This window comes from Streptomyces sp. JLBG701, assembly GCF_058544905.1.
Map to the genome: position 1 here is coordinate 7,719,908 of NZ_CM178588.1, position 24,003 is coordinate 7,743,910.

Annotated in this window: 21 protein-coding genes; all 21 read left to right on the forward strand. The window is 69.0% G+C overall.

The genetic code is table 11. The features are described from left to right. Positions 1-34 precede the first annotated feature (34 nt). The 21 genes from nrtL (at position 35) to atpA (ending at position 23,994) form a co-directional block, all read left to right on the forward strand. A complete protein-coding gene (gene nrtL, locus AC5DRG_RS35860; protein WP_491803769.1) occupies positions 35-1,159 on the forward strand; it encodes an ArgS-related anticodon-binding protein NrtL in 1,125 nt (374 codons plus the stop codon). A gap of 97 nt (positions 1,160-1,256) precedes the next feature. Continuing rightward, positions 1,257-2,648, forward strand: a complete 1,392-nt coding sequence (gene lysA / locus AC5DRG_RS35865) for a diaminopimelate decarboxylase (protein WP_491803770.1) — start codon at positions 1,257-1,259, stop codon at positions 2,646-2,648. Positions 2,649-2,832: 184 nt separating this feature from the next. Next, complete coding sequence (locus AC5DRG_RS35870; RefSeq protein WP_491803772.1) at positions 2,833-4,125, forward strand: homoserine dehydrogenase; 1,293 nt, start codon at positions 2,833-2,835, stop codon at positions 4,123-4,125. A 6-nt stretch (positions 4,126-4,131) separates the two neighbouring features. Then, the gene (gene thrC / locus AC5DRG_RS35875; RefSeq protein WP_491803773.1) at positions 4,132-5,190 is read left to right on the forward strand and encodes a threonine synthase; all 1,059 of its coding nucleotides are present in this window, start codon (positions 4,132-4,134) and stop codon (positions 5,188-5,190) included. A 249-nt stretch (positions 5,191-5,439) separates the two neighbouring features. Beyond that, positions 5,440-6,369 carry a homoserine kinase gene (thrB, locus tag AC5DRG_RS35880; protein ID WP_491803774.1) on the forward strand — a complete coding sequence of 310 codons (930 nt, stop codon included), beginning with the start codon at positions 5,440-5,442 and terminating at the stop codon, positions 6,367-6,369. 445 nt (positions 6,370-6,814) lie between these two features. Then, the gene (gene rho, locus AC5DRG_RS35885; protein WP_491803776.1) at positions 6,815-8,821 is read left to right on the forward strand and encodes a transcription termination factor Rho; all 2,007 of its coding nucleotides are present in this window, start codon (positions 6,815-6,817) and stop codon (positions 8,819-8,821) included. A gap of 138 nt (positions 8,822-8,959) precedes the next feature. Beyond that, positions 8,960-10,789 (forward strand): trypsin-like serine protease, encoded by a 1,830-nt coding sequence (locus AC5DRG_RS35890; RefSeq protein WP_491803777.1) that lies wholly within the window; start codon positions 8,960-8,962, stop codon positions 10,787-10,789. A gap of 208 nt (positions 10,790-10,997) precedes the next feature. Further along, on the forward strand, positions 10,998-12,134 hold the full coding sequence (locus tag AC5DRG_RS35895) for an LCP family protein (protein ID WP_491803778.1): 1,137 nt from the start codon (positions 10,998-11,000) through the stop codon (positions 12,132-12,134). Between the two features lie 197 nt (positions 12,135-12,331). Further along, positions 12,332-12,553 (forward strand): 50S ribosomal protein L31, encoded by a 222-nt coding sequence (rpmE, locus tag AC5DRG_RS35900; protein WP_491803779.1) that lies wholly within the window; start codon positions 12,332-12,334, stop codon positions 12,551-12,553. Between the two features lie 102 nt (positions 12,554-12,655). Then, complete coding sequence (gene prfA, locus AC5DRG_RS35905; protein WP_491803780.1) at positions 12,656-13,732, forward strand: peptide chain release factor 1; 1,077 nt, start codon at positions 12,656-12,658, stop codon at positions 13,730-13,732. A gap of 40 nt (positions 13,733-13,772) precedes the next feature. Next, a complete protein-coding gene (gene prmC / locus AC5DRG_RS35910; protein WP_491803782.1) occupies positions 13,773-14,618 on the forward strand; it encodes a peptide chain release factor N(5)-glutamine methyltransferase in 846 nt (281 codons plus the stop codon). 52 nt (positions 14,619-14,670) lie between these two features. Continuing rightward, complete coding sequence (locus AC5DRG_RS35915; protein WP_491803783.1) at positions 14,671-15,318, forward strand: L-threonylcarbamoyladenylate synthase; 648 nt, start codon at positions 14,671-14,673, stop codon at positions 15,316-15,318. After that, entirely contained in the window at positions 15,315-15,983 is a 669-nt protein-coding gene (locus AC5DRG_RS35920) for an arsenate reductase/protein-tyrosine-phosphatase family protein (RefSeq protein ID WP_491803784.1), read from the forward strand. The genes AC5DRG_RS35915 and AC5DRG_RS35920 overlap by 4 nt, the downstream gene beginning before the upstream one ends. Positions 15,984-16,053: 70 nt before the next feature. Continuing rightward, on the forward strand, positions 16,054-17,292 hold the full coding sequence (gene glyA / locus AC5DRG_RS35925) for a serine hydroxymethyltransferase (protein WP_491803785.1): 1,239 nt from the start codon (positions 16,054-16,056) through the stop codon (positions 17,290-17,292). 129 nt (positions 17,293-17,421) lie between these two features. Further along, entirely contained in the window at positions 17,422-18,768 is a 1,347-nt protein-coding gene (locus AC5DRG_RS35930) for an MraY family glycosyltransferase (RefSeq protein WP_491803786.1), read from the forward strand. Between the two features lie 300 nt (positions 18,769-19,068). Next, the gene (locus tag AC5DRG_RS35935; protein WP_491803788.1) at positions 19,069-19,506 is read left to right on the forward strand and encodes a Cg1360 family ATP-synthase-associated protein; all 438 of its coding nucleotides are present in this window, start codon (positions 19,069-19,071) and stop codon (positions 19,504-19,506) included. 225 nt (positions 19,507-19,731) lie between these two features. Further along, positions 19,732-20,553, forward strand: coding sequence for a F0F1 ATP synthase subunit A (gene atpB, locus AC5DRG_RS35940; RefSeq protein ID WP_491803790.1), 822 nt, complete (start codon positions 19,732-19,734; stop codon positions 20,551-20,553). 74 nt (positions 20,554-20,627) lie between these two features. After that, a complete protein-coding gene (locus AC5DRG_RS35945) occupies positions 20,628-20,867 on the forward strand; it encodes an ATP synthase subunit c family protein (RefSeq protein ID WP_055538220.1) in 240 nt (79 codons plus the stop codon). 44 nt (positions 20,868-20,911) lie between these two features. Beyond that, positions 20,912-21,463, forward strand: a complete 552-nt coding sequence (locus tag AC5DRG_RS35950) for a F0F1 ATP synthase subunit B (protein WP_491803791.1) — start codon at positions 20,912-20,914, stop codon at positions 21,461-21,463. Next, positions 21,460-22,275 carry a F0F1 ATP synthase subunit delta gene (locus AC5DRG_RS35955; RefSeq protein ID WP_491803792.1) on the forward strand — a complete coding sequence of 272 codons (816 nt, stop codon included), beginning with the start codon at positions 21,460-21,462 and terminating at the stop codon, positions 22,273-22,275. The genes AC5DRG_RS35950 and AC5DRG_RS35955 overlap by 4 nt, the downstream gene beginning before the upstream one ends. 129 nt (positions 22,276-22,404) lie before the next feature. Then, on the forward strand, positions 22,405-23,994 hold the full coding sequence (gene atpA / locus AC5DRG_RS35960) for a F0F1 ATP synthase subunit alpha (RefSeq protein ID WP_491803794.1): 1,590 nt from the start codon (positions 22,405-22,407) through the stop codon (positions 23,992-23,994). Positions 23,995-24,003: the final 9 nt, after the last annotated feature.

The window sequence follows — 24,003 nt, forward strand, 5'->3', positions numbered from 1 at the left end:
CATACCCACCCCCTTCCTCCCATACGCTTGCCCCGTGAACCCCGTCGAGCTCTCCCGCACCGTGCTGCGCGCGGTACGTCGCGCTGTCGACGACGGTGAGCTGAGCGTGACCGTTCCCGCGCGGGCCGTGGTCACCGTGCCCGGGCCCGGTGGCTGTGGGGACTACGCGACGAACATCGCGCTCCTGCTGGCCCGCCCGGCGGGGCGGCCGTCCCAGCAGGTCGCCGACATCCTGCGGCCGTATCTCCTCGGCACGGACGGCATCGCCGACGTCGCCGTCACCGGACCGGGATTCCTCAACATCAGCCTGCGGGGCACGGCCCCCGTGGCCCTGGTCGAGGAGATCCTGCGGCGCGGCCTACGGTACGGGTACGGCGACGCGCTCACCGGACAGCTCCTGCACCTCCACGCCCCCCACGAGCCCCGCGCCCTCGTCGTCCTGGACGCCACCGCCCGCCTCCTCCGCTCCCAGGGCGCCCTCCTCCGCACCAGCTGCGACGCTCGCCCCGAGCCGGACTGGGAGGACGTCCTCGGCGTCCGAGTCGACACGTACGGCCGACCCGGCGTCCCCGCCTCCGCTGGCGCCCCCGCCACCCCAGGCGTGCCCACCACCCCCGTCCCCCTCACCATCCGCCCCACCCCCGCACCCTCTGCATCCCCCACCACCCCCCTCCTCTCCCTCGGCCCCGACGCCGCCCGCTGGGCCCTCCTCCACCCCGCCGCCCACGACCGCCCCCGCATCACCGACGACCACCTCGTCCAGCGCGAGAGCAACCCCCTCTTCCGCGTCCGTTACGCCCACGCCCGCACCCGGGCCGTCAGCCACAACGCCGCCGACCTCGGATTCACCGCCGAACCCGGCGACGTAACGGACGAAGCAGCGACTGCGGCACATGAACCGCACGCACTCCTCACCCCCCTAGCCGACCACCCCCGCATCCTCACCGCGGCCGCCACCCACCGCGCCCCGGACCGTCTCGCCCGGCATCTCGTCACCGTCGCCGATGCCACCCTCGCTTTCCTGCCGACCGTGCTCCCGCGCGGCGACGAGAAACCCTCGGCCGCCCACCGCGCCCGGCTCGCTCTTGCCGAAGCCGCCGGGACGGTGCTGGCCGGCGGTCTGTCCCAGCTCGGCATCGACGCACCCGACCACCTCTGAGCACGCCTGCAGAGCTCTATGAGCCCCCGATAGAGCCCGTACGAGCCCGCAGACAAAAGCCACAGACAGCCACCGAGAGCCACAGAGAGCCCCAGCCATGAGCCGTTCCGCACACCCCGCCGGGCCCCGTCACGCCGATGTGCTTCCCGAGGGGCACTACTCCGCCCCGCCCACCGACCTCAACGCCCTCGACGCCAAGGTGTGGGCCCAGACCGTCGGCCGTAACACGGACGGCATCGTCACCGTCGGCGGCATCGACGTCACCACGCTCGCCGAGGAGTTCGGCACCCCCGCCTACGTCATCGACGAAGCCGACTTCCGCGCCCGGGCCCGGGCCTGGCGTACCGCCTTCGGACATGACGCCGACGTCTTCTACGCCGGCAAGGCCTTCCTCTCCCGGGCCGTCGTGCGCTGGCTGCACGAGGAAGGGCTCAACCTCGACGTGTGCTCGGGGGGCGAGCTCGTCACCGCCCTCTCCGCCGGGATGCCCGCCGACCGCATCGCCTTCCACGGCAACAACAAGTCGACCGAGGAGATCCACCGCGCCATCGAGGCCGGCGTCGGGCGGATCGTTCTCGACTCCTTCCAGGAGATCGTCCGGGTCGCGCACATCGCCGAGTCCCTGGGCAAGCGGCAGCGCGTGCAGATCCGTATCACCGTCGGTGTCGAGGCCCACACGCACGAGTTCATCGCCACCGCCCATGAGGACCAGAAGTTCGGGATTCCACTGGCCGGCGGACAGGCCGCCGAAGCCGTTCGCCGAGCGCTTCAGCTCGACGGGCTCGAACTCATCGGTATTCACTCCCACATCGGGTCGCAGATCTTCGACATGTCCGGCTTCGAGGTCGCCGCCCACCGCGTCGTCGGACTCCTCAAGGAAATCCGCGACGAGCACGGTGTCGAGCTGCCCGAGATCGACCTCGGCGGCGGGCTCGGTATCGCATACACCAGCGACGACGACCCCCGCGAGCCCCACGAGATCGCCAAGGCGCTCACCGAGATCGTCACCCGCGAGTGCGAGGGCGCAAAGCTCCGTACCCCCCGCATCTCAGTCGAGCCGGGACGCGCCATCGTCGGCCCCACTGCCTTCACGCTCTACGAGGTCGGCACCATCAAGCCCCTCGACGGGCTGCGTACGTACGTCTCCGTCGACGGCGGTATGTCCGACAACATCCGGACCGCGCTGTACGACGCCGAGTACAGCGTCGCTCTCGTCTCCCGGACCTCGGACGCCGCGCCCATGCTCGTCCGCGTCGTCGGCAAGCACTGCGAGAGCGGTGACATCGTGGTGAAGGACGCGTTCCTGCCCGCCGACCTGGCGCCGGGTGACCTCATCGCGGTCCCTGCCACCGGCGCGTACTGCCGTTCCATGGCGAGCAACTACAACCACGCGCTGCGCCCGCCCGTCGTCGCCGTGAGCGACGGCGAGGCCCGGGTGATCGTCCGCCGCGAGACGGAGGAGGACCTCCTGCGTCTCGACGTCGGTTGAGCCCACGGCAGCCATCAATGGCCATCAATAGCCATTAACGGCCATCAACAGTGGGGGCGGAAGATCTCCGTCTTCCACCCCCGCGTAAATGAAATAAATGTCTCACGATCCGGACGAGAGATAGAAACGCCCGTCCGGTGAGTGAGACTGGTCCAACCGTGACGGTATGAGGAAACGAGGTCGGATGATGCGTACGCGTCCGCTGAAGGTGGCGCTGCTGGGCTGTGGGGTAGTCGGCTCAGAGGTGGCGCGCATCATGACGACGCACGCCGACGACCTCGCCGCCCGGATCGGCGCCCCCGTCGAGCTCGCCGGCGTCGCGGTCCGCAGGCCCTCCAAGGTGCGCGAGGGCATCGACCCGGCGCTGGTCACCACCGACGCCACCGCCCTGGTCAAGCGCGGTGACATCGACGTGGTGATCGAGGTCATCGGCGGTATCGAGCCCGCCCGCACCCTCATCACCAGCGCCTTCGAGTCCGGCGCCTCGGTCGTGTCCGCGAACAAGGCCCTCCTCGCCCAGGACGGCGCCGCGCTGCATGCCGCCGCCGAGGACCACGACACGGACCTCTACTACGAGGCCGCCGTCGCCGGTGCCATCCCGCTGATCCGCCCCCTGCGCGAGTCCCTCGCCGGCGACAAGGTCAACCGGGTGCTGGGGATCGTCAACGGCACCACCAACTTCATTCTCGACAAGATGGACACCAGCGGGGCCGGCTACCAGGAGGCCCTCGACGAGGCCACCGCCCTGGGCTATGCCGAAGCCGACCCGACCGCCGACGTCGAGGGTTTCGACGCCGCCGCCAAGGCCGCCATCCTCGCCGGAATCGCCTTCCACACGCGCGTGCGTCTCGACGACGTCTACCGCGAGGGCATGACCGAGGTCACCGCCGCCGACTTCGCCTCCGCGAAGAACATGGGCTGCACCATCAAGCTGCTCGCCATCTGCGAGCGGGCCGAGGACGGCGGTTCCGTCACCGCGCGCGTGCACCCCGCGATGATCCCGCTCACCCACCCGCTGGCCTCCGTGCGCGGCGCCTACAACGCCGTGTTCGTCGAGTCCGACGCCAGTGGCCAGCTCATGTTCTACGGCCCCGGTGCCGGCGGCGCCCCGACCGCCTCCGCCGTTCTCGGCGACCTCGTCGCCGTCTGCCGCAACCGGCTCAACGGCGCGACAGGGCCCGGCGAGTCGGCGTACGCCGCGCTGCCCGTCTCGGGCATGGGCGCGGTCGTCACGCGCTACCACATCAGCCTTGACGTCGCCGACAAACCGGGTGTTCTCGCCCAGGTGGCCACCGTGTTCGCCGAGCACGGGGTTTCCATCGATACGGTTCGGCAGCAGGGCAAGGACGGCGAGGCCTCTCTCGTCGTCGTCACTCACCGCGCCTCCGACGCCTCCCTCAACGGGACCGTCGAGGCGCTGCGCAGCCTCGACACCGTGCGGGGTGTCGCCAGCATCATGCGGGTTGAAGGAGAGTAACCAGCAATGACCCACCAGTGGCGCGGAATCATCGAGGAGTACCGGGACCGGCTGCCCGTCTCCGACAACACGCCGGTTGTGTCGCTCCGCGAGGGCGGCACGCCTCTCGTGCCCGCGCAGGTGCTCTCCGAGCGCACCGGCTGCGAGGTCCACCTCAAGGTGGAGGGCGCGAACCCCACCGGGTCCTTCAAGGACCGCGGTATGACCATGGCCATCTCGCGGGCCAAGGAGGAGGGCGCGAAGGCCGTCATCTGCGCCTCCACCGGCAATACGTCCGCCTCCGCCGCCGCGTACGCCGTGCGCGCCGGCATGGTCTGCGCCGTACTCGTTCCGCAAGGAAAGATCGCGCTCGGCAAGATGGGCCAGGCCCTCATCCACGGCGCGAAGATCCTCCAGGTCGACGGCAACTTCGACGACTGCCTCACCCTCGCGCGCGATCTGTCCGACAACTACCCGGTGGCGCTGGTCAATTCGGTCAACCCGGTGCGCATCGAGGGCCAGAAGACGGCCGCGTTCGAGATCGTGGACATGCTCGGTGACGCGCCCGACATCCACGTCCTGCCGGTGGGCAACGCGGGCAACATCACCGCGTACTGGAAGGGCTACAAGGAGTACGCCGCCGACGGCATCGCCGCCAAGACGCCCCGTATGTGGGGCTTCCAGGCGTCCGGCTCCGCGCCCATCGTGCGCGGCGAGGTCGTCAAGGACCCGTCGACGATCGCCACCGCGATCCGGATCGGCAACCCCGCGTCCTGGCAGTACGCGCTGGCCGCGCGGGACGAGTCCGGTGGCTTCATCGACGAGGTGACGGACCGTGAGATCCTGCGCGCCTACCGGCTGTTGGCCGCGCAGGAGGGTGTTTTCGTGGAGCCCGCCTCCGCCGCGTCCGTGGCCGGTCTGCTGAAGGCCGCCGAGCAGGGCAAGGTCGACCCGGGCCAGACGATCGTGTGCACGGTCACCGGAAACGGCCTCAAGGACCCGGACTGGGCCGTCGCGGGCGCCCCGCAGCCGGTCACCGTCCCGGTCGACGCGGTGACGGCGGCCGAGCGCCTCGGGCTGGCGTAAAGCCGCCTGGCGGGTATTCGCCACAGGGGGTGCACAGGGGGCTTACGACACGCATCGTGCGCCTCCTGTGCGCCCTATGTCGCCACAGAACCTTCCTTCGATAGGCTGTACCGAACCCGCCCGCCGCATATGCCTCCGCATCTGGCACGGCGCCGCTTCGTATCAGCGGCCTGAGGGTCTCCACGTACGTCATCGGTGTCGTATCGAATGTCTTCGACCATCACGCAGCTCAAGGAGAGTCATCGAGAGATGGCCGGTCCCGCCTTCCGCGCAGCCGCAGTAAGGGTGCGCGTTCCCGCCACCAGCGCCAATCTCGGCCCGGGCTTCGACGCCTTCGGCCTGTCGCTGGGGCTCTACGACGACGTGGTCGTCCGGGTGGCCGACTCGGGGCTGCACATCGACATCGCGGGCGAGGGCAGCGAGACGCTGCCGCGTGACGAGAACCACCTGCTCGTACGGTCCCTGCGCACCGCCTTCGATCTGCTCGGCGGACAGCCGCGCGGCCTTGAGATCGTCTGCGCCAACCGCATTCCGCACGGCCGGGGCCTCGGCTCCTCCTCGGCCGCCATCTGCGCCGGCATCGTCGCCGCGCGTGCCGTGACCATAGGCGGGGACTCCAAGCTCGACGACACCGCTCTCCTGGAGCTCGCCACCGAGATCGAGGGCCACCCCGACAACGTGGCGGCCTGTCTGCTCGGCGGTTTCACGCTCTCCTGGATGGACGCCGGTGCCGCCCGGGCGATCAGGATGGAACCTGCCGATTCCATCGTTCCGGTGGTTTTCGTGCCCGGCAAGCCGGTCCTCACCGAGACCGCGCGCGGCCTGCTCCCGCGCACCGTGCCGCACGTCGACGCCGCCACCAACGCGGGCCGTGCCGCGCTGCTCGTCGAGGCCCTCACCAGGCGCCCCGAGCTGCTGCTGCCCGCCACCGAGGACCGGCTGCACCAGGAGTACCGCGCCCCGGCCATGCCGGAGAGCGCGGCGCTGGTGGAGCGGCTGCGGGCCGATGGAGTCCCGGCAGTGATCTCCGGCGCAGGTCCCACTGTGCTGGCACTGGTCGACGCCGAAAACGCCGACAAGGTCGCCGACCTGGCGGGCGCGGGCTGGGCCGCCAACCGGCTGAGCCTCGACGCCCAGGGGGCGAGTGTGCTGCCCCTGGCGCCTTCCAGTGCCGATTAAAAGCGCGTGGTTGCCGGATTTCGAGAGGGGGAATGTTTGTTGGATCCGGTAGTGTTAATCTCAAGTCTGCACCCGACCCCACCATGGCGAGGTGCTTCGTGTCCCCGTCCGGGACAGACATTCTTCCGGGAGCCTCCCAAGCCGCACTGTGTTTCGTACGTCGTACGCGGGCAGTACGCCGTACGCCGACACTGAGCGGTTCGCCGGGCACGCTCCGGAATCGGTGTGACCAAGCCACGTGACACAGCAAGTCGGTGTCACGGACCTCCGGTGTCATGGACATCCGGAGTCACGGTTTCGGAAAGCGCCATCACCAGCAAACCTCTTCCGCCGCTTTGGCGGACCACCGCCCCGGCACGGTCCACATATGACGGACCGAAAGCCGGACAGCACAACCGGTCGCCGAGCCAGACAGGCCGACGTCCGCTCCAGGGAAGGACCCTTCGTGAGCGACACCACCGATCTGATGGGCGCACGTGTCGAGGAGACCGCTGCCGCGCCCGCCACGGACGCCTCCGCGCCTGCCACCGGTGCCGGCTCCCGGCGGCGCCGCGGTACCGGCCTCGACGGCATGGTGCTGGCCGAGCTGCAGCAGGTCGCATCCGGCCTCGGCATCAGGGGCACCGCGCGTATGCGCAAGAGCCAGCTGATCGAGGTCATCAAGGAGGCGCAGGCCGGAGGCGGAGCCCCCAAGGCCGAGACCGCCACCGAGACCAAGCCCAAGCGCCGGGCCACCTCGAAGGCCCGCGTCGGCGAGGAGGCCGCTGCCCCCGCCGAGAAGGCCGAGAAGAAGGCCGAGGCGCCCGCCGAGAAGGCCGTCGCCCAGCAGCAGATCGAGATTCCCGGCCAGCCCGCCAGCGAAGACGCTCCCGCTGAGCGCCGTCGTCGCCGGGCGACCGCCGAGGCGGGCAGCCCCGAGACGGTCACCGCCGAGGCGAAGAGCGAGCCGCAGGCCGAGACGCCCGCGCAGCCGCAGGGCGACGTCGACGGCGAGGGTCGTCAGGGCCGCCGCGACCGCCGCGACCGTGGCCGTGACCGCGACCGCCGCAGCAAGGGCGACGACCAGCAGGGCGGCGCCGGCCAGGGCGGTCAGGGTCGTCAGCAGCAGGGTGGTCAGCAGCAGAGCGGCGGCCGTCAGGACCGCCAGGAGCGGCAGGACCGCCAGCAGCGTGACAGCGGACCCCGCGACAACGGCCCGCAGGACGACGACGACTTCGAGGGTGGCCGCCGCGGCCGCCGCGGACGTTACCGGGACCGTCGTGGCCGTCGTGGCCGCGACGAGTTCGCCGCGGGCGAGCCGCAGGTCGCCGACGACGACGTCCTGATCCCCGTCGCGGGCATCCTGGACATCCTCGACAACTACGCCTTCATCCGTACGTCGGGCTACCTGCCGGGTCCCAACGACGTGTACGTCTCCCTCGCCCAGGTCCGCAAGAGCGGTCTGCGCAAGGGCGACCACGTCACCGGCGCGGTCCGTCAGCCCAAGGAGGGCGAGCGCCGCGAGAAGTTCAACGCGCTCGTGCGCCTGGACTCCGTCAACGGCATGGCGCCCGAACAGGGCCGTGGCCGCCCGGAGTTCAACAAGCTGACCCCGCTGTACCCGCAGGACCGCCTCCGTCTGGAGACGGACCCGGGCATCCTCACCACCCGCATCATCGACCTCGTCGCGCCGATCGGTAAGGGCCAGCGCGGTCTGATCGTGGCCCCGCCGAAGACCGGCAAGACCATGATCATGCAGGCGATCGCCAACGCGATCACGCACAACAACCCCGAGTGCCACCTGATGGTCGTCCTGGTCGACGAGCGTCCGGAAGAGGTCACCGACATGCAGCGGTCGGTCAAGGGCGAGGTCATCTCCTCGACCTTCGACCGTCCGGCCGAGGACCACACCACGGTCGCCGAGCTCGCCATCGAGCGTGCCAAGCGTCTGGTGGAGCTGGGTCACGACGTCGTCGTACTGCTCGACTCGATCACGCGTCTGGGCCGTGCGTACAACCTCGCCGCCCCGGCCTCCGGCCGCATCCTGTCCGGTGGTGTCGACTCGACGGCCCTCTACCCCCCGAAGCGCTTCTTCGGTGCGGCCCGCAACATCGAAGACGGCGGCTCGCTGACCATCCTCGCCACCGCGCTGGTGGACACCGGGTCCCGCATGGACGAGGTCATCTTCGAGGAGTTCAAGGGCACCGGCAACGCGGAGCTCAAGCTCGACCGCAAGCTCGCCGACAAGCGCATCTTCCCGGCGGTGGACGTCGACGCGTCCGGTACCCGTAAGGAAGAGATCCTGCTCGGCAGCGACGAGCTCGCCGTCACCTGGAAGCTGCGTCGTGTGCTGCACGCGCTCGACCAGCAGCAGGCGATCGAGCTGCTTCTCGACAAGATGAAGCAGACGAAGTCGAACGCCGAGTTCCTGCTCCAGATCCAGAAGACGACGCCGGGCAACGGCAACGACTGACGTACCCCGGTACGCACTTCTGGCACTTCTGAAGGGCCGCGCCCCGTCACCACTGTGACGGGGCGCGGCCCTTCGGCGCTGAGAGGAAGGGGTGCACCATGCGCCCCTTCCGACTCATGCACATCTGGGGGGACTTCCTTGACCACGCCCCTGTCCGGCGGCCGTCACAGACGCCGGATACGTTTCGCCCTTCCCGTCGCCGCGGCCGGTGTGGCCGCCGCTGTCGCGGCCGCGCTGCTGACGACGTCCGCGGACGCCGCCACCGCCCTGCCGACGCCGACGGTGAAGCCCGCCACCAGCGCGCCCACGCTCACCGAGCTGGAGCAGCGCGTCGCGGGCGCCCTCGCCGGTGACGACACCGCGGGGGAGACGACCAGCAAGTCGTCCCTGAGCGCCGGTACGACCACGAACAGCAGCTCCTCGATCGACGCGAAGGTCATCGGTGGCACCACGACCACCATCACCACCGCGCCGTGGATGGCCCAGCTCTGGTACTACGACGACCAGGGCACCACCGACGAGAGCGACGACCTCGGCTTCTTCTGCGGCGGCGCCGTCGTCGCGCCGACGAAGATCCTCACCGCCGCGCACTGCGTCCAGGGCTACGACTGGTACAACAACGGCGCCATCCTGACCGGCACCTCCCAGCTGCCCACGACGGACGACGCCGGCAACACCGATCTGCACGGCGGCACCGTCTCCGGGGTGTGGCGGCAGTGGAACCACCCGTCGTACAGCGCGACGACCATCAACAACGACATCGCCGTCCTGACCCTGCCGGCCGCCATCACGGCGACCCCGATCAGGATGACGACGTCCACCGACACCGCCTCGTACACGGGCGACGCCGCCAAGACCGCCAAGGTCTACGGCTGGGGCCGCACCAGCTCCACCACGCAGGACATCTCCGACACGCTGAAGACGGCCACGCTGCCCATCCAGTCGGACGCCACCTGCACCGGCGCCTACGGCAGCGACTTCATCAAGGGCCACATGGTCTGCGCGGGCACCCCGGCGACCGGCAGCGACGACGGCACCACCTCCGCCTGCAACGGCGACTCCGGCGGACCGCTCGTCGTGGGCAACCGGATCGTGGGCGTCGTCTCCTGGGGCGTGACGAACTGCGTCGCCGAGGGCGCGTACAGCGTCTTCACGAAGGTCAGCACCTACGTCGGCGCGACCTACCCGCGCATCGAGGACACCAACCTCAGCGGCGACCACAAGGCCGACCTGTGGGTGCGCAACGCCTCCACCAAGACCGGCTACGAGAAGGACTCCAAGGGCACCTCCTTCGGCGCCCGCGAGTCCTGGGGCAACTGGAACGGCGTCAACGTCGTCCTGCAGATCGACCTGAACCGGGACGGCTACCAGGACCTCGTCTACCGGGTCACCACCACCGGAGACGTCTACTGGACCCACTACGTCCAGTCCAGCGGCTCCTGGGCCACCAAGCAGATCTACGACAACTGGAAGACCCGCACCCGCATCCTCACCCCGGGTGACGTCACCGGCGACTACCTGCCCGACCTGCTGTCCGTGGACTCCGGTGGCGTCCTGTGGATCTACCCGGGCAAGGGCACCGGCGCCTTCTCCGCCCGTGTGAAGGCCGGCTCGGGCTGGAACCAGTACAACTCCCTGCGCGCCCACGGCGACCTCACCGGCGACGGCAAGGCCGACATGATCGCGCGCTCCAAGAGCAACAACTACGTGTACCTCTACAAGGGCACCGGCAAGGCCGGCACGGGCGTCTTCGCCAGCCGGATCAAGGTCCGCACGTGGAGCAGCACGACGTACAACGCCTTCGACGCGGTCGGTGACGTCACCGGCGACGGCAAGGCCGACTTCCTGGCCCGCACGCCGGGCGGCACGCTCTATCTGTACCCGGGCACCGGGAAGGCCACGAGCGAGATCTTCGACACAAGGAAGTCTGTCGGTACCGATTTCAAGCAGTACGACATCTTCGGCTGAAAACGCAGGTGAACGGGGTACGCCCCGATTCGACGACTACACACCGTGCCCACCGCCCCACGCGGTGGGCACGGTGTGTTGTGCAACCCTTTCCCCGGTTTCCCCGTCTGACCAGACAGAGCGACCATGGTGCGGTATCGACCGAAATCGACCACGCCTGACCCTGAAAGCAGGGGGTACCTGACCGGAACGAAGAACCGAGGAGCACATGTCCGCCGAGAGCACGCCGGAGCCCGGCATACCGCAAGGCCACGGCACCAGCGGCCCGCGCCACCGCGCCAAGGGCCGCCGCAAGACCCGCGGCAAGCGCAGCAAGGGACTGCTCGTGACGGCCTGGGTGGCCGCCGGCATCGTGGTCCTGGGCGGGGCGGGCGTGGGTTACGTGTACTTCAAGCTCAACGGCAACATCAAGAGCGTCGACATCGACCAGGCGCTGGGCACCGACCGGCCGACGAAGGTCGACAACGGCTCCGAGAACATCCTCGTCCTGGGCTCCGACACCCGCTCCGGCACCAACAAGAAGCTCGGCGGCGGCACCGACGACGGCAGCGCCCGCTCCGACACGGCGATGATCGTGCACGTCTACGAGGGCCGCAAGAAGGCCAGCGTGGTGTCCATCCCGCGCGACACCCTCATCGACCGCCCCGAGTGCACCGACACCGACGGCACGACGCACGACGCCGCGGACGGCGTCATGTTCAACTCGGCGTACACGACCGGCGGCGCCGCCTGCGCGGTCAAGACCGTCGAGTCCCTCACCGACCTGCGCATGGACCACTATCTGGAGGTCGACTTCAGCGGCTTCCAGAAGCTGATCGACGAGCTCGGCGGCGTCTCCGTCACCACCACCCAGGCCATCAAGGACTCCGAGAGCCACCTCGACCTGACGGCCGGCACGCACAAGCTCACCGGCGAACAGGCCCTCGGCCTGGTCCGCACCCGGCACGGCGTCGGCGACGGCTCCGACCTCGGCCGCATCCAGCTCCAACAGGCGTTCATCAAGGCCCTGGTCAACCAGGTCAAGGACATCGGCCTCTTCACCAGCCCGAAGAAGCTGTACAACCTGGCCGACACCGCCACCGAGGCCGTCACCACCGACTCCTCCATCGGCTCGGTGAACTCCCTGATGTCCTTCGCCAACGGCCTCAAGGGCATCAGCGCGAAGAACATGACCATGGTCACGATGCCGGTCCAGTACGACCCGGCCAACGCCAACCGAGTCATCCTCGACGAGGCCAAGGACAAACTGGTCTGGGACGCCCTGAAGAACGACCAGGCCATTCCCAAGTCGGCCACTGAAGGAACGGCCACGGGCCAGGCAAAGGGCGTCGTAAGCGCCGGTTAAGGGGCGCGGGGCTGTATCGACATGCGGCTCCGCCGCGTGGGCGCGACCAGCCCCCACCGGCCCGCAGGGAATAGATCACCGCAACCCTCGGTTTTGGGGGATGCGGCTAGTCCTGGCAGACTGGTACGTCGGCCCCGGTTCACGCCCCCGCACCCCGCGGAAGGCGACCCGGCGCCCTCCCGAAACTAGGAGACACCTTGAAGCGCGAGATCCACCCCGAGTACGTCGAGACCCAGGTCAGCTGCACCTGTGGCGCGTCGTTCACCACCCGCAGCACGATCACCAGCGGAGCGATCCGTGCCGAGGTCTGCTCCGAGTGCCACCCGTTCTACACGGGCAAGCAGAAGATCCTCGACACCGGTGGCCGCGTGGCCCGCTTCGAGGCCCGCTTCGGCAAGGCTCCCGCCGGCAAGAAGTAGCGAGCCACCAGCGCCGGTCCGCGGCTGCGCCCTACGGGGCGCACCGGGACCGGCGTTTTTGGTCGCCCGCCTTTCTTCCCGCACCCAGTTCAGGAGCCCAAAATGTTCGAGGCCGTCGAGGAACTCGTCGGTGAGCACGCCGACCTGGAGACGAAGCTCGCGGACCCCTCGGTCCACGCCGACCAGGCCAACGCGCGCAAGCTCAACAAGCGCTACGCCGAGCTCACCCCGATCGTCGCCACGTACCGCTCCTGGAAGCAGACCGGCGACGACATCGAGACCGCGCGTGAACTCGGCGCCGACGACCCGGAGTTCGCGGCCGAGGTCAAGGAGCTGGAGAAGCAGCGCGACGAGCTGACGGAGAAGCTGCGCCTGCTGCTCGTCCCGCGGGACCCCAACGACGACAAGGACGTGATCCTTGAGGTCAAGGCGGGCGCGGGCGGCGACGAGTCGGCCCTCTTCGCCGGCGACCTGCTGCGCATGTACCTGCGCTACGCCGAGCGCGTCGGCTGGAAGACCGAGATCATCGACGCCACGGAGTCCGAGCTGGGCGGCTACAAGGACGTCCAGGTCGCGGTGAAGACCAAGGGCGGCCAGGGTGCCACCGAGCCCGGGCAGGGCGTCTGGGCCCGGCTGAAGTACGAGGGCGGGGTGCACCGCGTCCAGCGCGTGCCGTCGACCGAGTCGCAGGGCCGTATCCACACCTCGGCGGCCGGTGTCCTCGTGACCCCCGAGGCGGAGGAGGTCGACGTCGAGATCCACGCCAACGACCTCCGTATCGACGTCTACCGCTCCTCGGGCCCCGGCGGCCAGTCCGTCAACACGACCGACTCCGCGGTGCGCATCACGCACATTCCCACCGGAGTCGTCGCCTCCTGCCAGAACGAGAAGAGCCAGCTGCAGAACAAGGAGCAGGCGATGCGTATCCTGCGCTCCAGGCTCCTCGCGGCAGCCGTGGAGGAAGCGGAGAAGGAAGCCGCCGACGCCCGCCGCAGCCAGGTCCGCACCGTCGACCGCTCCGAGAAGATCCGCACGTACAACTTCCCGGAGAATCGCATCTCGGACCACCGCGTCGGCTTCAAGTCGTACAACCTGGACCAGGTCCTGGACGGCGACCTCGACGCGGTGATCCAGGCCTGCGTCGACGCGGACTCGGCCGCCAAGCTGGCAGCTGCGTAAGGCACGTCGTACACGAAGTACCGAATACCGGAGGACTTGCGTGAACCTGCTGCTCGCAGAGGTGGCTCAGGCCACCCAGCGGCTGGCCGACGCCGGCGTGCCCTCGCCGCGCAACGACGCGGAGGAGCTCGCCGCGTTCGTGCACGGCGTGAAGCGGGGCGAGCTGCACTCCGTGAAGGACTCGGACTTCGACGCCCGCTACTGGGAGGTCATCGCGCGCCGTGAGCAGCGCGAGCCGCTCCAGCACATCACCGGCCGCGCCTTCTTCCGCTACCTGGAACTCCAGGTCGGTCCCGGGGTGTTCGTGCCGCGCCCCGAGACCGAGTCGGTGGTCGGCTGGGCCATAGACGCCGTCCGCGCGATGGACGTCGTGGAACCGCTGATCGTCGACCTGTGCACCGGCTCCGGCGCCATCGCCCTCGCCCTCGCCCAGGAGGTCCCGCGCTCCCGGGTGCACGCCGTGGAGCTGTCCGAGGACGCCCTGCGCTGGACCCGCAAGAACATGGAGGGGTCCCGGGTCGACCTGCGCCAGGGAGACGCCCTGGACGCCTTCCAGGACCTCGACGGCCATGTCGACCTGGTCATCTCCAACCCTCCGTACATCCCACTCACCGAATGGGAGTACGTCGCTCCCGAGGCCCGGGACTACGACCCCGAACTCGCCCTGTTCTCGGGGGAGGACGGCCTCGAACTGATCCGGGGCATCGAGCGCACCGCCCACCGTCTGCTGCGCCCCGGCGGCGTCGTCGTCATCGAGCACGCCGACACCCAGGGCGGCCAGGTGCCGTGGATCTTCACCGAGGAGCGTGGCTGGGCCGACGCGGCCGACCACCCCGACCTCAACAACCGACCGCGGTTCGCGACCGCGCGGAAGGCGATGCCGTGATGACCGATCACGGGTCAGTGACTTCTTACGTACCTGAGCAGGAGGCCCGCTAATGGCACGGCGATACGACACCAATGACGCGACCGACCGCACGACCGGTCTGCGTGAGGCCGCGTCCGCCGTCCGCCGTGGCGAGCTCGTGGTCCTCCCGACCGACACGGTGTACGGCATCGGTGCCGACGCGTTCTCCTCGGAAGCCGTCGTCGACCTCCTGGAGGCCAAGGGCCGGGGCCGCAACATGCCCACCCCTGTCCTCATCGGCTCCCCGAACACCCTGCACGGCCTCGTCACGGACTTCTCCGAGACGGCCTGGGAGCTCGTCGACGCCTTCTGGCCGGGCGCGCTCACGCTCGTCGCCAAGCACCAGCCGTCCCTGCAGTGGGACCTGGGGGACACGCGTGGCACGGTCGCCATCCGGATGCCCCTGCACCCGGTCGCCATCGAGCTGCTGACCGAGGTCGGCCCCATGGCCGTATCGTCGGCGAACCTGACCGGCCACCCCGCGCCCGAGGACTGTGACGCCGCACAGGAGATGCTCGGCGACTCGGTGTCGGTCTACCTCGACGGCGGCCCGACCCCCGGCAACGTGCCCTCCTCCATCGTCGACGTCACCGGCAAGACCCCGCTGCTGCTGCGCGCGGGCGCGATCTCCGCCGAGGAGCTGCGGAAGGTCGTACCCGACCTCGAGGTGGCGAATTGACAGCCCCTGACGCGGGGCGTGGCATAGGCAACGGGGAAGAGACGGGGACCTTCGGGTTGCCCCTGGACAGCTTCCGCATCCTCCACGTCAGCACCGGCAACGTGTGCCGCTCGCCGATCACCGAGCGGCTGACCAGGCATGCCCTGGCGGACCGGCTCGGCGATCCGCTGTGGGGCGGGCTGATCGTGGAGAGCGCCGGCACCTGGGGCCACGAGGGCGCGCCCATGGAGGCCAACGCGGAGGCGGTCCTGGCGGACTTCGGCGCGGACGCCTCCGGCTTCACCGGGCGTGAGCTTCTCGACGAACACGTGATCCGCGCGGACCTGGTCCTGACGGCCACCCGCGACCACCGTCAGCAGGTCATCTCCATGGGCCACTCGGCGGGCCTGCGCACCTTCACCCTGAAGGAGTTCACCCGCCTGGTGAAGGCGATCGACCCCGCGACCCTGCCGCCCCTGGACGACGGCATGGTCGCCCGCGCCCGAGCCCTGGTCCGCGCGGCGGCGGCTCTACGCGGGTGGCTCCTGGCCCCCACGGCGGAGGCGGACGAGGTCTTCGACCCCTACGGCGCCCCCCTGACGTTCTTCCGCTCGATCGGGGACGAAATAAACCAGGCGCTGGATCCGGTCGTGACGGCGCTGACGGGCGTACCCGCCAAGACGTAACAGCTGAGCGTGCGGGCGGTACCGGGCCTACATTGGACGTACGTCATCGTCGACGCCCCCGGAGCCCATCATGTCGGTCACCCCTACCCTTGAGGCCGATGTCCTGCGTCGTCAGGACCCCGAGCTCGCCGAGATCCTGCTCGGGGAGCTGGACCGGCAGTCGACGACGCTTCAGCTGATCGCCGCCGAGAACTTCACGTCGCCCGCCGTGCTCGCGGCCCTCGGCTCGCCGCTCGCCAACAAGTACGCCGAGGGATATCCGGGCGCCCGTCACCACGGCGGCTGCGAGATCGTCGACGTCGCCGAGCGCCTCGCGGTCGACCGGGCGAAGGCGCTGTTCGGCGCCGCGCACGCCAACGTGCAGTCCCACTCGGGCTCCTCGGCCGTGCTCGCGGCCTACGCGGCCCTCCTGCGCCCCGGCGACACCGTCCTGGCCCTCGGCCTCCCGTTCGGCGGCCACCTCACCCACGGCTCGCCCGCCAACTTCTCCGGCCGCTGGTTCGACTTCGTCGCGTACGGGGTGGACGCGGAGACCGGGCTCATGGACTACGACCAGGTGCGGACGCTGGCCCGCGCACACCGCCCCAAGGCGATCGTGTGCGGCTCCATCGCCTACCCCCGGCACATCGACTACGCCCTCTTCCGCGAGGTCGCCGACGAGGCCGGCGCCTACCTCATCGCGGACGCCGCCCACCCCATCGGGCTGGTCGCCGGGGGAGCGGCGCCGAACCCGGTGCCGTACGCCGACGTCGTCTGCGCCACCACGCACAAGGTGCTGCGGGGACCGCGCGGCGGCATGATCCTGTGCGGCAGCGAGCTCGCCGAGCGCGTCGACCGGGCCGTCTTCCCCTTCACCCAGGGCGGCGCCCAGATGCACACCATCGCCGCCAAGGCCGTCGCGTTCGGCGAGGCGGCAACACCGGCCTTCACGGCGTACGCCCATCAGGTGGTCGCCAACGCGCGCGTGCTCGCGGCCGACCTGGAGGCCGGGGGACTGGTCGTCACCACCGGCGGCACGGACACGCATCTCATCACCGCCGACCCGGCGCCCCTCGGCGTCGACGGACGCACCGCGAAAGGCCGCCTGGCCGCCGCCGGGATGGTGCTGGACTGCTGCGCGCTGCCGCACGGAGACGCCCGCGGCCTGCGCCTGGGCACGGCGGCGCTGACCACGCAGGGCATGGGGGAACAGGAGATGGCGCGGGTCGCCGCGCTGCTCGTGGGGGTGCTGCGGGGCGAGATCGACAGCCAGCGGGCCCGTGAAGAAGTGCGGGAGCTGGCCGAAAGATTTCCGCCGTATACCCGCTGAGCGGGGGTATCCGGAACCGCGTACACAGCCACACGTGCAACCATCGTCGCTACCCGGAAGTCCCCAACCGTAACCGTGCATCGCTAGGGTGTGGGGCTGAGATGGCCAGCGAGACCTGTGGGGAAGCCCGTGCGTGAATACCTGCTGACGCTCTGCATCACGGCCGCGGTGACGTACCTGCTGACAGGGCCGGTGCGGAAGTTCGCGATCGTGGCCGGAGCGATGCCGCAGATCCGGGCACGTGACGTGCACCGAGAACCCACTCCGCGGCTCGGCGGTATCGCCATGTTCTTCGGCCTGTGCGCGGGCCTGCTGGTCGCCGACCACCTCACCAACCTCAGCGAGGTCTTCGCCAACTCCAACGAGCCGCGCGCGCTGCTCTCCGGGGCCGCGCTGATCTGGCTCATCGGTGTGCTGGACGACAAGTTCGAGATCGACGCCCTGATCAAGCTGGGCGGCCAGATGATCGCCGCCGGCGTGATGGTCATGCAGGGTCTGACGATCCTGTGGCTGCCCCTGCCGGGCGTCGGCAACGTGGCGCTGACCCAGTGGCAGGGCACCCTGCTGACGGTCGCGCTCGTCGTCATCACCATCAACGCCGTGAACTTCGTCGACGGCCTCGACGGCCTCGCCGCCGGCATGGTGTGCATCGCGTCGACCGCGTTCTTCCTGTACGCCTACCGGATCTGGTACTCGTACGGCATCGAGGCCGCCGCCCCGGCCACGCTCTTCGCGGCGATCCTGATGGGCATGTGCCTGGGCTTCCTGCCGCACAACATGCACCCGGCCCGCATCTTCATGGGCGACTCCGGCTCGATGCTGATCGGCCTGGTGCTGGCCGCGGGTGCGATCTCCATCACGGGACAGGTCGACCCGGACGCGCTCAAGCTGTTCACCGGCTCCGAGAAGGCGGCCGTGCACCAGACGGTGCCGGTCTACATCCCGCTGCTGCTGCCGCTGACGATCATCGCGGTGCCGGCCGCCGACCTGGTGCTGGCGATCGTGCGCCGCACCTGGAACGGCCAGTCGCCCTTCGCGGCGGACCGGGGCCACCTGCACCACCGGCTCCTTGAGATCGGCCACTCGCACAGCCGGGCGGTGCTGATCATGTACTTCTGGTCGGCGCTGATCGCCTTCGGGGCGCTCGCCTACTCGGTCAACTCGGCTTCCATGTGGATCGTGTTGGGCGTCGTCTTCCTCAGCGCGATCGGCCTGGTCCTGCTTCTGCTGCCCCGCTTCACGCCCCGCGCCCCGCGCTGGGCCGAGCACTTCGTCCCGCCGCGCTACCGCCGCCGACGCCGCGCCCAGGCCGCCCTCAGGGACCATGCCGCCGTGCTCGCCGTGGAGGACCCGTGCCCGGTGGTGGAGGAACAACGCACCCCGGTGTCCGCGGGAGTCTCCGGAGTCAACGGGGCGACCGCCATCGGCCCCCGTTCGCGCTTCCTGGATCGGCGCAAAGCGGGATCATCACGCTGACGGTCAAGGTAAGAATCTGACTAGAACATTGCCAACTCGTGGGGAACCAAAGTGCCCCAATACCAGACAAGTTGGCCCCTGAACTGCACAGACGCGCACTGTCACTCTCATGTGTGACACCGAGCACACCTACCAGGTAAAGACCTCATCAAATAGTTTGTGATACGGTTCACGAGAACCCCGGACAGAGTCGAAGGACCGTAGTGCGACGGTCCATTGGCGGTGAGGACCTCTCTCAACCCGGGGCTACGCTCGTCCATGACGACACCCCTGCCCCCCTGCGAAAGCGGAGTTGCCGCCATGCCGTCCAACGATGTCCGGACCCTGCTCCAAGCCGCTGTGCCCACAGCTGCCGTCGGCGCGATCGCCGTCGTCGTCAGTGGTGTGGTCGCCGGTGGCAAGGGAGCGATCGGGGCGGCCGTCGGGACGCTGATCGTGATCCTCTTCATGGGAATCGGGTTCTACGTTCTTCAGCGCACTGCCAAATCGCTTCCGCACTTGTTCCAGGCGATGGGCCTCATGCTTTATGCGGCGCAGATTCTTCTGCTGTTCATCTTCATGGCCGCGTTCAAGAACACCACCCTGTTCAACCCCAAGGCCTTCGCGCTGACGCTGCTGGTGACCACGCTCGCGTGGATCGCCGCCCAGGCGCGAGCGCACATGAAAGCCAAGATCCTCTACGTCGAACCCGACTCGGTGAAGGGCGACAACCCCACCAAAACCGGGCCATCGTCGTGAAGGGTAGGGGTGGGATAAGTGCGCGTAAGAGTTCCTGCTATCGTCCGGTGCCAACTGCGGCATCGCGGGCGCGGGCATCTGAGCTGACGCCTGCTCAATCGCGAGGCTTGATGCCCCACAGCCGCCCCCACATCCGTAACACCAGTCCAGTGCCGAACCGCGGCTGTGCGCCGCGCCGACACAACGAGGTTGCCGTACCTATGCGCCACGCTGAAGGAGCCCGCGGTGAGTGCTGACCCGACGCAGGTGCTCGCCTTCGAGACCGACTGCCACATCTTCGACGGCTGTGGCTTCCCGGCTCCCGGCCTGCACTCGTTCCTGTTCGAGCCCCTCGTGGGCGATGCGGACAGCAGCGTCTATTTCAACAAGACGATGCTCCTGGCGCTGCTCGGCTCGGTCATCGTCATCGGCTTCTTCTGGGCGGCCTTCCGCAAGCCGAAGGTCGTTCCCGGCAAGCTTCAGATGGTCGCCGAGGCGGGCTACGACTTCATCCGCCGGGGCGTTGTCTACGAGACGATCGGCAAGAAGGAAGGCGAGAAGTACGTACCTCTGGTCGTCTCTCTCTTCTTCTTCATCTGGATGATGAACCTCTGGTCGATCATCCCGGTCGCGCAGTTCCCCGTGACATCGATCATCGCGTACCCCGCTGTTCTCGCGGCGATCGTCTACGTCCTGTGGGTCTCGCTGACCTTCAAGCGGCACGGTTTCGTCGGTGGATTCAAGAACATCACCGGCTACGACAAGACGCTGGGCCCGGTTCTCCCGCTGGCCATGTTCATCGAGTTCCTCTCGAACCTGATCGTCCGGCCCTTCACACACGCCGTGCGACTCTTCGCGAACATGTTCGCGGGCCACACCCTGCTGCTGCTCTTCACGATCGCCAGCTGGTACCTGCTCAACGGCATCGGGATCGCCTACGCCGGGGTCTCTTTCATCATGGTCATCGTGATGACGGCCTTCGAGCTCTTCGTCCAGGCACTTCAGGCGTACGTCTTCGTGCTCCTGACCTGCACCTTCATCCAGGGCGCGCTCGCCGAGCACCACTGAGCACCCGCCACTAAACCCCGCAGACGTCCGGTGGCCAACCCCCACCGGTCCTTGAAAGAGAAGGAAGAACTGGCATGTCCTCGACTCTTGCCGCTGTCACCGGTGACCTCAAGGCTCTCGGCTCCATCGGCTACGGTCTCGCCGCCATCGGCCCCGGCGTCGGCGTCGGCATCATCTTCGGTAACGGCACCCAGGCTCTCGCCCGTCAGCCCGAGGCTGCCGGCCTGATCCGCGCCAACCAGATCCTCGGCTTCGCCTTCTGTGAGGCGCTCGCCCTGATCGGTCTGGTCATGCCGTTCGTCTACGGCTCCTGATCTCTTCAGGCTGACGACCAGCAATCCAGACGAAAGGCAACGACATGAGCCACCTGCTCATTCTGGCGGCCGCTGAGGGGGAGACGGAAAACCCCCTCATCCCGCCGATCCCCGAGCTTGTCATCGGCCTGATCGCCTTCGTCATCGTCTTCGGTCTCCTCGCCAAGAAGCTCCTCCCGACCATCAACAAGGTTCTGGAAGAGCGTCGCGAGGCCATCGAGGGCGGTATCGAGAAGGCCGAGGCCGCACAGACCGAGGCCCAGAGCGTCCTTGAGCAGTACAAGGCCCAGCTCGCCGAGGCCCGGCACGAGGCCGCGCGTCTGCGCCAGGAGGCGCAGGAGCAGGGCGCCACGCTCATCGCCGAGATGCGCGCGGAAGGCCAGCGGCAGCGCGAGGAGATCATCGCCGCCGGTCACTCGCAGATCGAGGCCGACCGCAAGGCCGCCTCGTCCGCGCTGCGACAGGACGTCGGCAAGATCGCGACTGACCTGGCCGGCAAGCTCGTAGGCGAGTCCCTTGAGGATCACGCCCGGCAGAGCCGTGTGATCGACCGTTTCCTCGATGAACTTGAGGAGAAGGCCGAGGCGGCTCGATGAACGGCGCGAGCCGCGAGGCCCTGGCAGCCGCACGTGAGCGTCTCGACGCGCTGACGGACTCCACGTCCGTGGACGCCGGCTCGCTCGCCGACGAGCTGGCCGCCGTCACCGCGCTGCTCGACCGCGAGGTGTCGCTGCGTCGGGTCCTCACCGACCCGGCGCAGGCCGGCGAGGCCAAGGCCGAGCTGGTCCAGCGCCTCATCGGCGGCCAGGTCAGCGGCCCGACCGCCGACCTGGTGTCCGGCATGGTGCGCTCCCGCTGGTCGCAGACCCGCGACCTGGTGGACGCGCTGGAGGAGCTGGCGAACATCGCCGACCTCACCGCCGCCCAGCGGGCGAACACGCTCGACGACGTGGAGGACGAGCTCTTCCGGTTCGGCCGGATCGTCTCTTCCAACACCGGGCTGCGCGCCGCGCTGACCAACCGTGCCGCGTCCACCGCGGCCAGCACCGAGCTGCTGCACCGGCTGCTCGGCGGCCGTGCGAAGGCGACGACCGAGCGTCTGGTGACGCGCCTTGTGACCGCGCCGCGGGGACGTAGCCTGGAGTCGGGACTCGAGTCCCTGTCCAAGCTCGCCGCCGAGCGTCGCAGCCGCATGGTCGCCGTCGTCACCACGGCGGTTCCGCTGAGCGACCCGCAGAAGCAGCGCCTGGGCGCCGCCCTCGCGAAGCTCTACGGCCGCACGATGCACCTCAACCTCGACATCGACCCCGAGGTCGTCGGCGGGATCCGGGTGCAGGTCGGCGACGAGGTCATCAACGGCTCCATCGCGGACCGCATCGAGGACGCCGGCCGCCGCCTGGCGAGCTAGCAGTAACTCAAAATCGACGTAGAAATACGGCCCACGTTGGGCCGTGCAGAGGATTCACCTCATTCAGGGGGGAGTCCCCATCCCCCCAAAGTGAAACTTCGGGCCCAACAAGGAGAGCAGGGAACCCAGATGGCGGAGCTCACGATCCGGCCGGAGGAGATCCGGGACGCGCTGGAGAACTTCGTCCAGTCGTACAAGCCGGACGCGGCCTCGCGCGAGGAGGTCGGTACGGTCACCCTTGCCGGCGACGGCATCGCGAAGGTCGAGGGTCTTCCCTCGGCCATGGCCAACGAACTGCTGAAGTTCGAGGACGGCACCCTCGGTCTTGCGCTCAACCTCGAAGAGCGTGAGATCGGTACCGTCATCCTCGGCGAGTTCAGCGGTGTCGAAGAGGGCCAGCCGGTCACCCGTACCGGCGAGGTCCTGTCGGTGGCCGTCGGTGAGGGCTACCTCGGCCGCGTCGTCGACCCGCTCGGCAACCCGATCGACGGCCTCGGCGAGATCGAGACCAGCGGTCGTCGCGCCCTTGAGCTGCAGGCTCCGGGCGTCATGGCCCGTAAGTCGGTGCACGAGCCGATGGAGACCGGCTACAAGGCCGTCGACGCGATGACCCCGATCGGCCGTGGCCAGCGTCAGCTGATCATCGGCGACCGTCAGACCGGCAAGACCGCTCTGGCCGTCGACACGATCATCAACCAGCGTGACAACTGGCGCTCCGGCGACGTCAACAAGCAGGTCCGCTGCGTGTACGTCGCCATCGGTCAGAAGGGCTCGACCATCGCCTCCGTGCGTGGCGCCCTCGAAGAGGCCGGCGCGCTGGAGTACACGACCATCGTCGCCGCCCCGGCGTCCGACCCGGCCGGCTTCAAGTACCTTGCGCCGTACACCGGTTCGGCCATCGGCCAGCAGTGGATGTACGAGGGCAAGCACGTCCTCATCATCTTCGACGACCTCTCGAAGCAGGCCGACGCCTACCGCGCCGTGTCCCTGCTGCTGCGCCGCCCGCCGGGCCGTGAGGCCTACCCGGGTGACGTCTTCTACCTGCACTCCCGCCTGCTGGAGCGCTGCGCGAAGCTCTCCGACGAGCTGGGCAAGGGCTCGATGACCGGTCTGCCGATCGTCGAGACGAAGGCCAACGACGTCTCGGCGTTCATCCCGACCAACGTCATCTCCATCACCGACGGCCAGTGCTTCCTGGAGTCGGACCTGTTCAACGCCGGTCAGCGCCCCGCGCTGAACGTCGGTATCTCCGTCTCCCGAGTCGGTGGTTCCGCGCAGCACAAGGCGATGAAGCAGGTCTCCGGTCGCCTCCGCCTCGACCTCGCCCAGTACCGCGAGCTGGAGGCGTTCGCCGCCTTCGGTTCCGACCTGGACGCCGCGTCGAAGTCGCAGCTGGAGCGCGGTCAGCGTCTGGTCGAGCTGCTCAAGCAGCCGCAGTACCAGCCGATGCCGACCGAGGACCAGGTCGTCTCCGTGTGGGCCGGCACCACCGGCCGGATGGACGACGTTCCGATCTCCGACGTCCGCCGCTTCGAGAAGGAGCTCCTGGAGTACCTGCACCGCAAGGAGCAGGGCCTCATGACCTCCATCAAGGAGGGCGGCAAGATGTCGGACGACACCCTCACCGCCATCGCCGACGCGATCGCCGAGTTCAAGAAGCAGTTCGAGACCTCGGACGGCAAGCTCCTCGGCGAGGACGCCCCGGCCGCGGCCAAGTGACGTAAGGAA

Bases quoted from the DNA above. Each gene is read 5' to 3' on its own strand.
- glyA (WP_491803785.1), top strand. From the start codon at position 16,054: ATGTCGGTCACCCCTACCCTTGAGGCCGATGTCCTGCGTCGTCAGGAC.
- AC5DRG_RS35945 (WP_055538220.1), top strand. From the start codon at position 20,628: ATGTCCTCGACTCTTGCCGCTGTCACCGGTGACCTCAAGGCTCTCGGC.
- AC5DRG_RS35915 (WP_491803783.1), top strand. From the start codon at position 14,671: ATGGCACGGCGATACGACACCAATGACGCGACCGACCGCACGACCGGT.
- AC5DRG_RS35870 (WP_491803772.1), top strand. From the start codon at position 2,833: ATGATGCGTACGCGTCCGCTGAAGGTGGCGCTGCTGGGCTGTGGGGTA.
- AC5DRG_RS35895 (WP_491803778.1), top strand. From the start codon at position 10,998: ATGTCCGCCGAGAGCACGCCGGAGCCCGGCATACCGCAAGGCCACGGC.
- thrB (WP_491803774.1), top strand. From the start codon at position 5,440: ATGGCCGGTCCCGCCTTCCGCGCAGCCGCAGTAAGGGTGCGCGTTCCC.
- thrC (WP_491803773.1), top strand. From the start codon at position 4,132: ATGACCCACCAGTGGCGCGGAATCATCGAGGAGTACCGGGACCGGCTG.
- prfA (WP_491803780.1), top strand. From the start codon at position 12,656: ATGTTCGAGGCCGTCGAGGAACTCGTCGGTGAGCACGCCGACCTGGAG.
- atpA (WP_491803794.1), top strand. From the start codon at position 22,405: ATGGCGGAGCTCACGATCCGGCCGGAGGAGATCCGGGACGCGCTGGAG.
- AC5DRG_RS35935 (WP_491803788.1), top strand. From the start codon at position 19,069: ATGCCGTCCAACGATGTCCGGACCCTGCTCCAAGCCGCTGTGCCCACA.
- AC5DRG_RS35955 (WP_491803792.1), top strand. From the start codon at position 21,460: ATGAACGGCGCGAGCCGCGAGGCCCTGGCAGCCGCACGTGAGCGTCTC.
- lysA (WP_491803770.1), top strand. From the start codon at position 1,257: ATGAGCCGTTCCGCACACCCCGCCGGGCCCCGTCACGCCGATGTGCTT.
- AC5DRG_RS35950 (WP_491803791.1), top strand. From the start codon at position 20,912: ATGAGCCACCTGCTCATTCTGGCGGCCGCTGAGGGGGAGACGGAAAAC.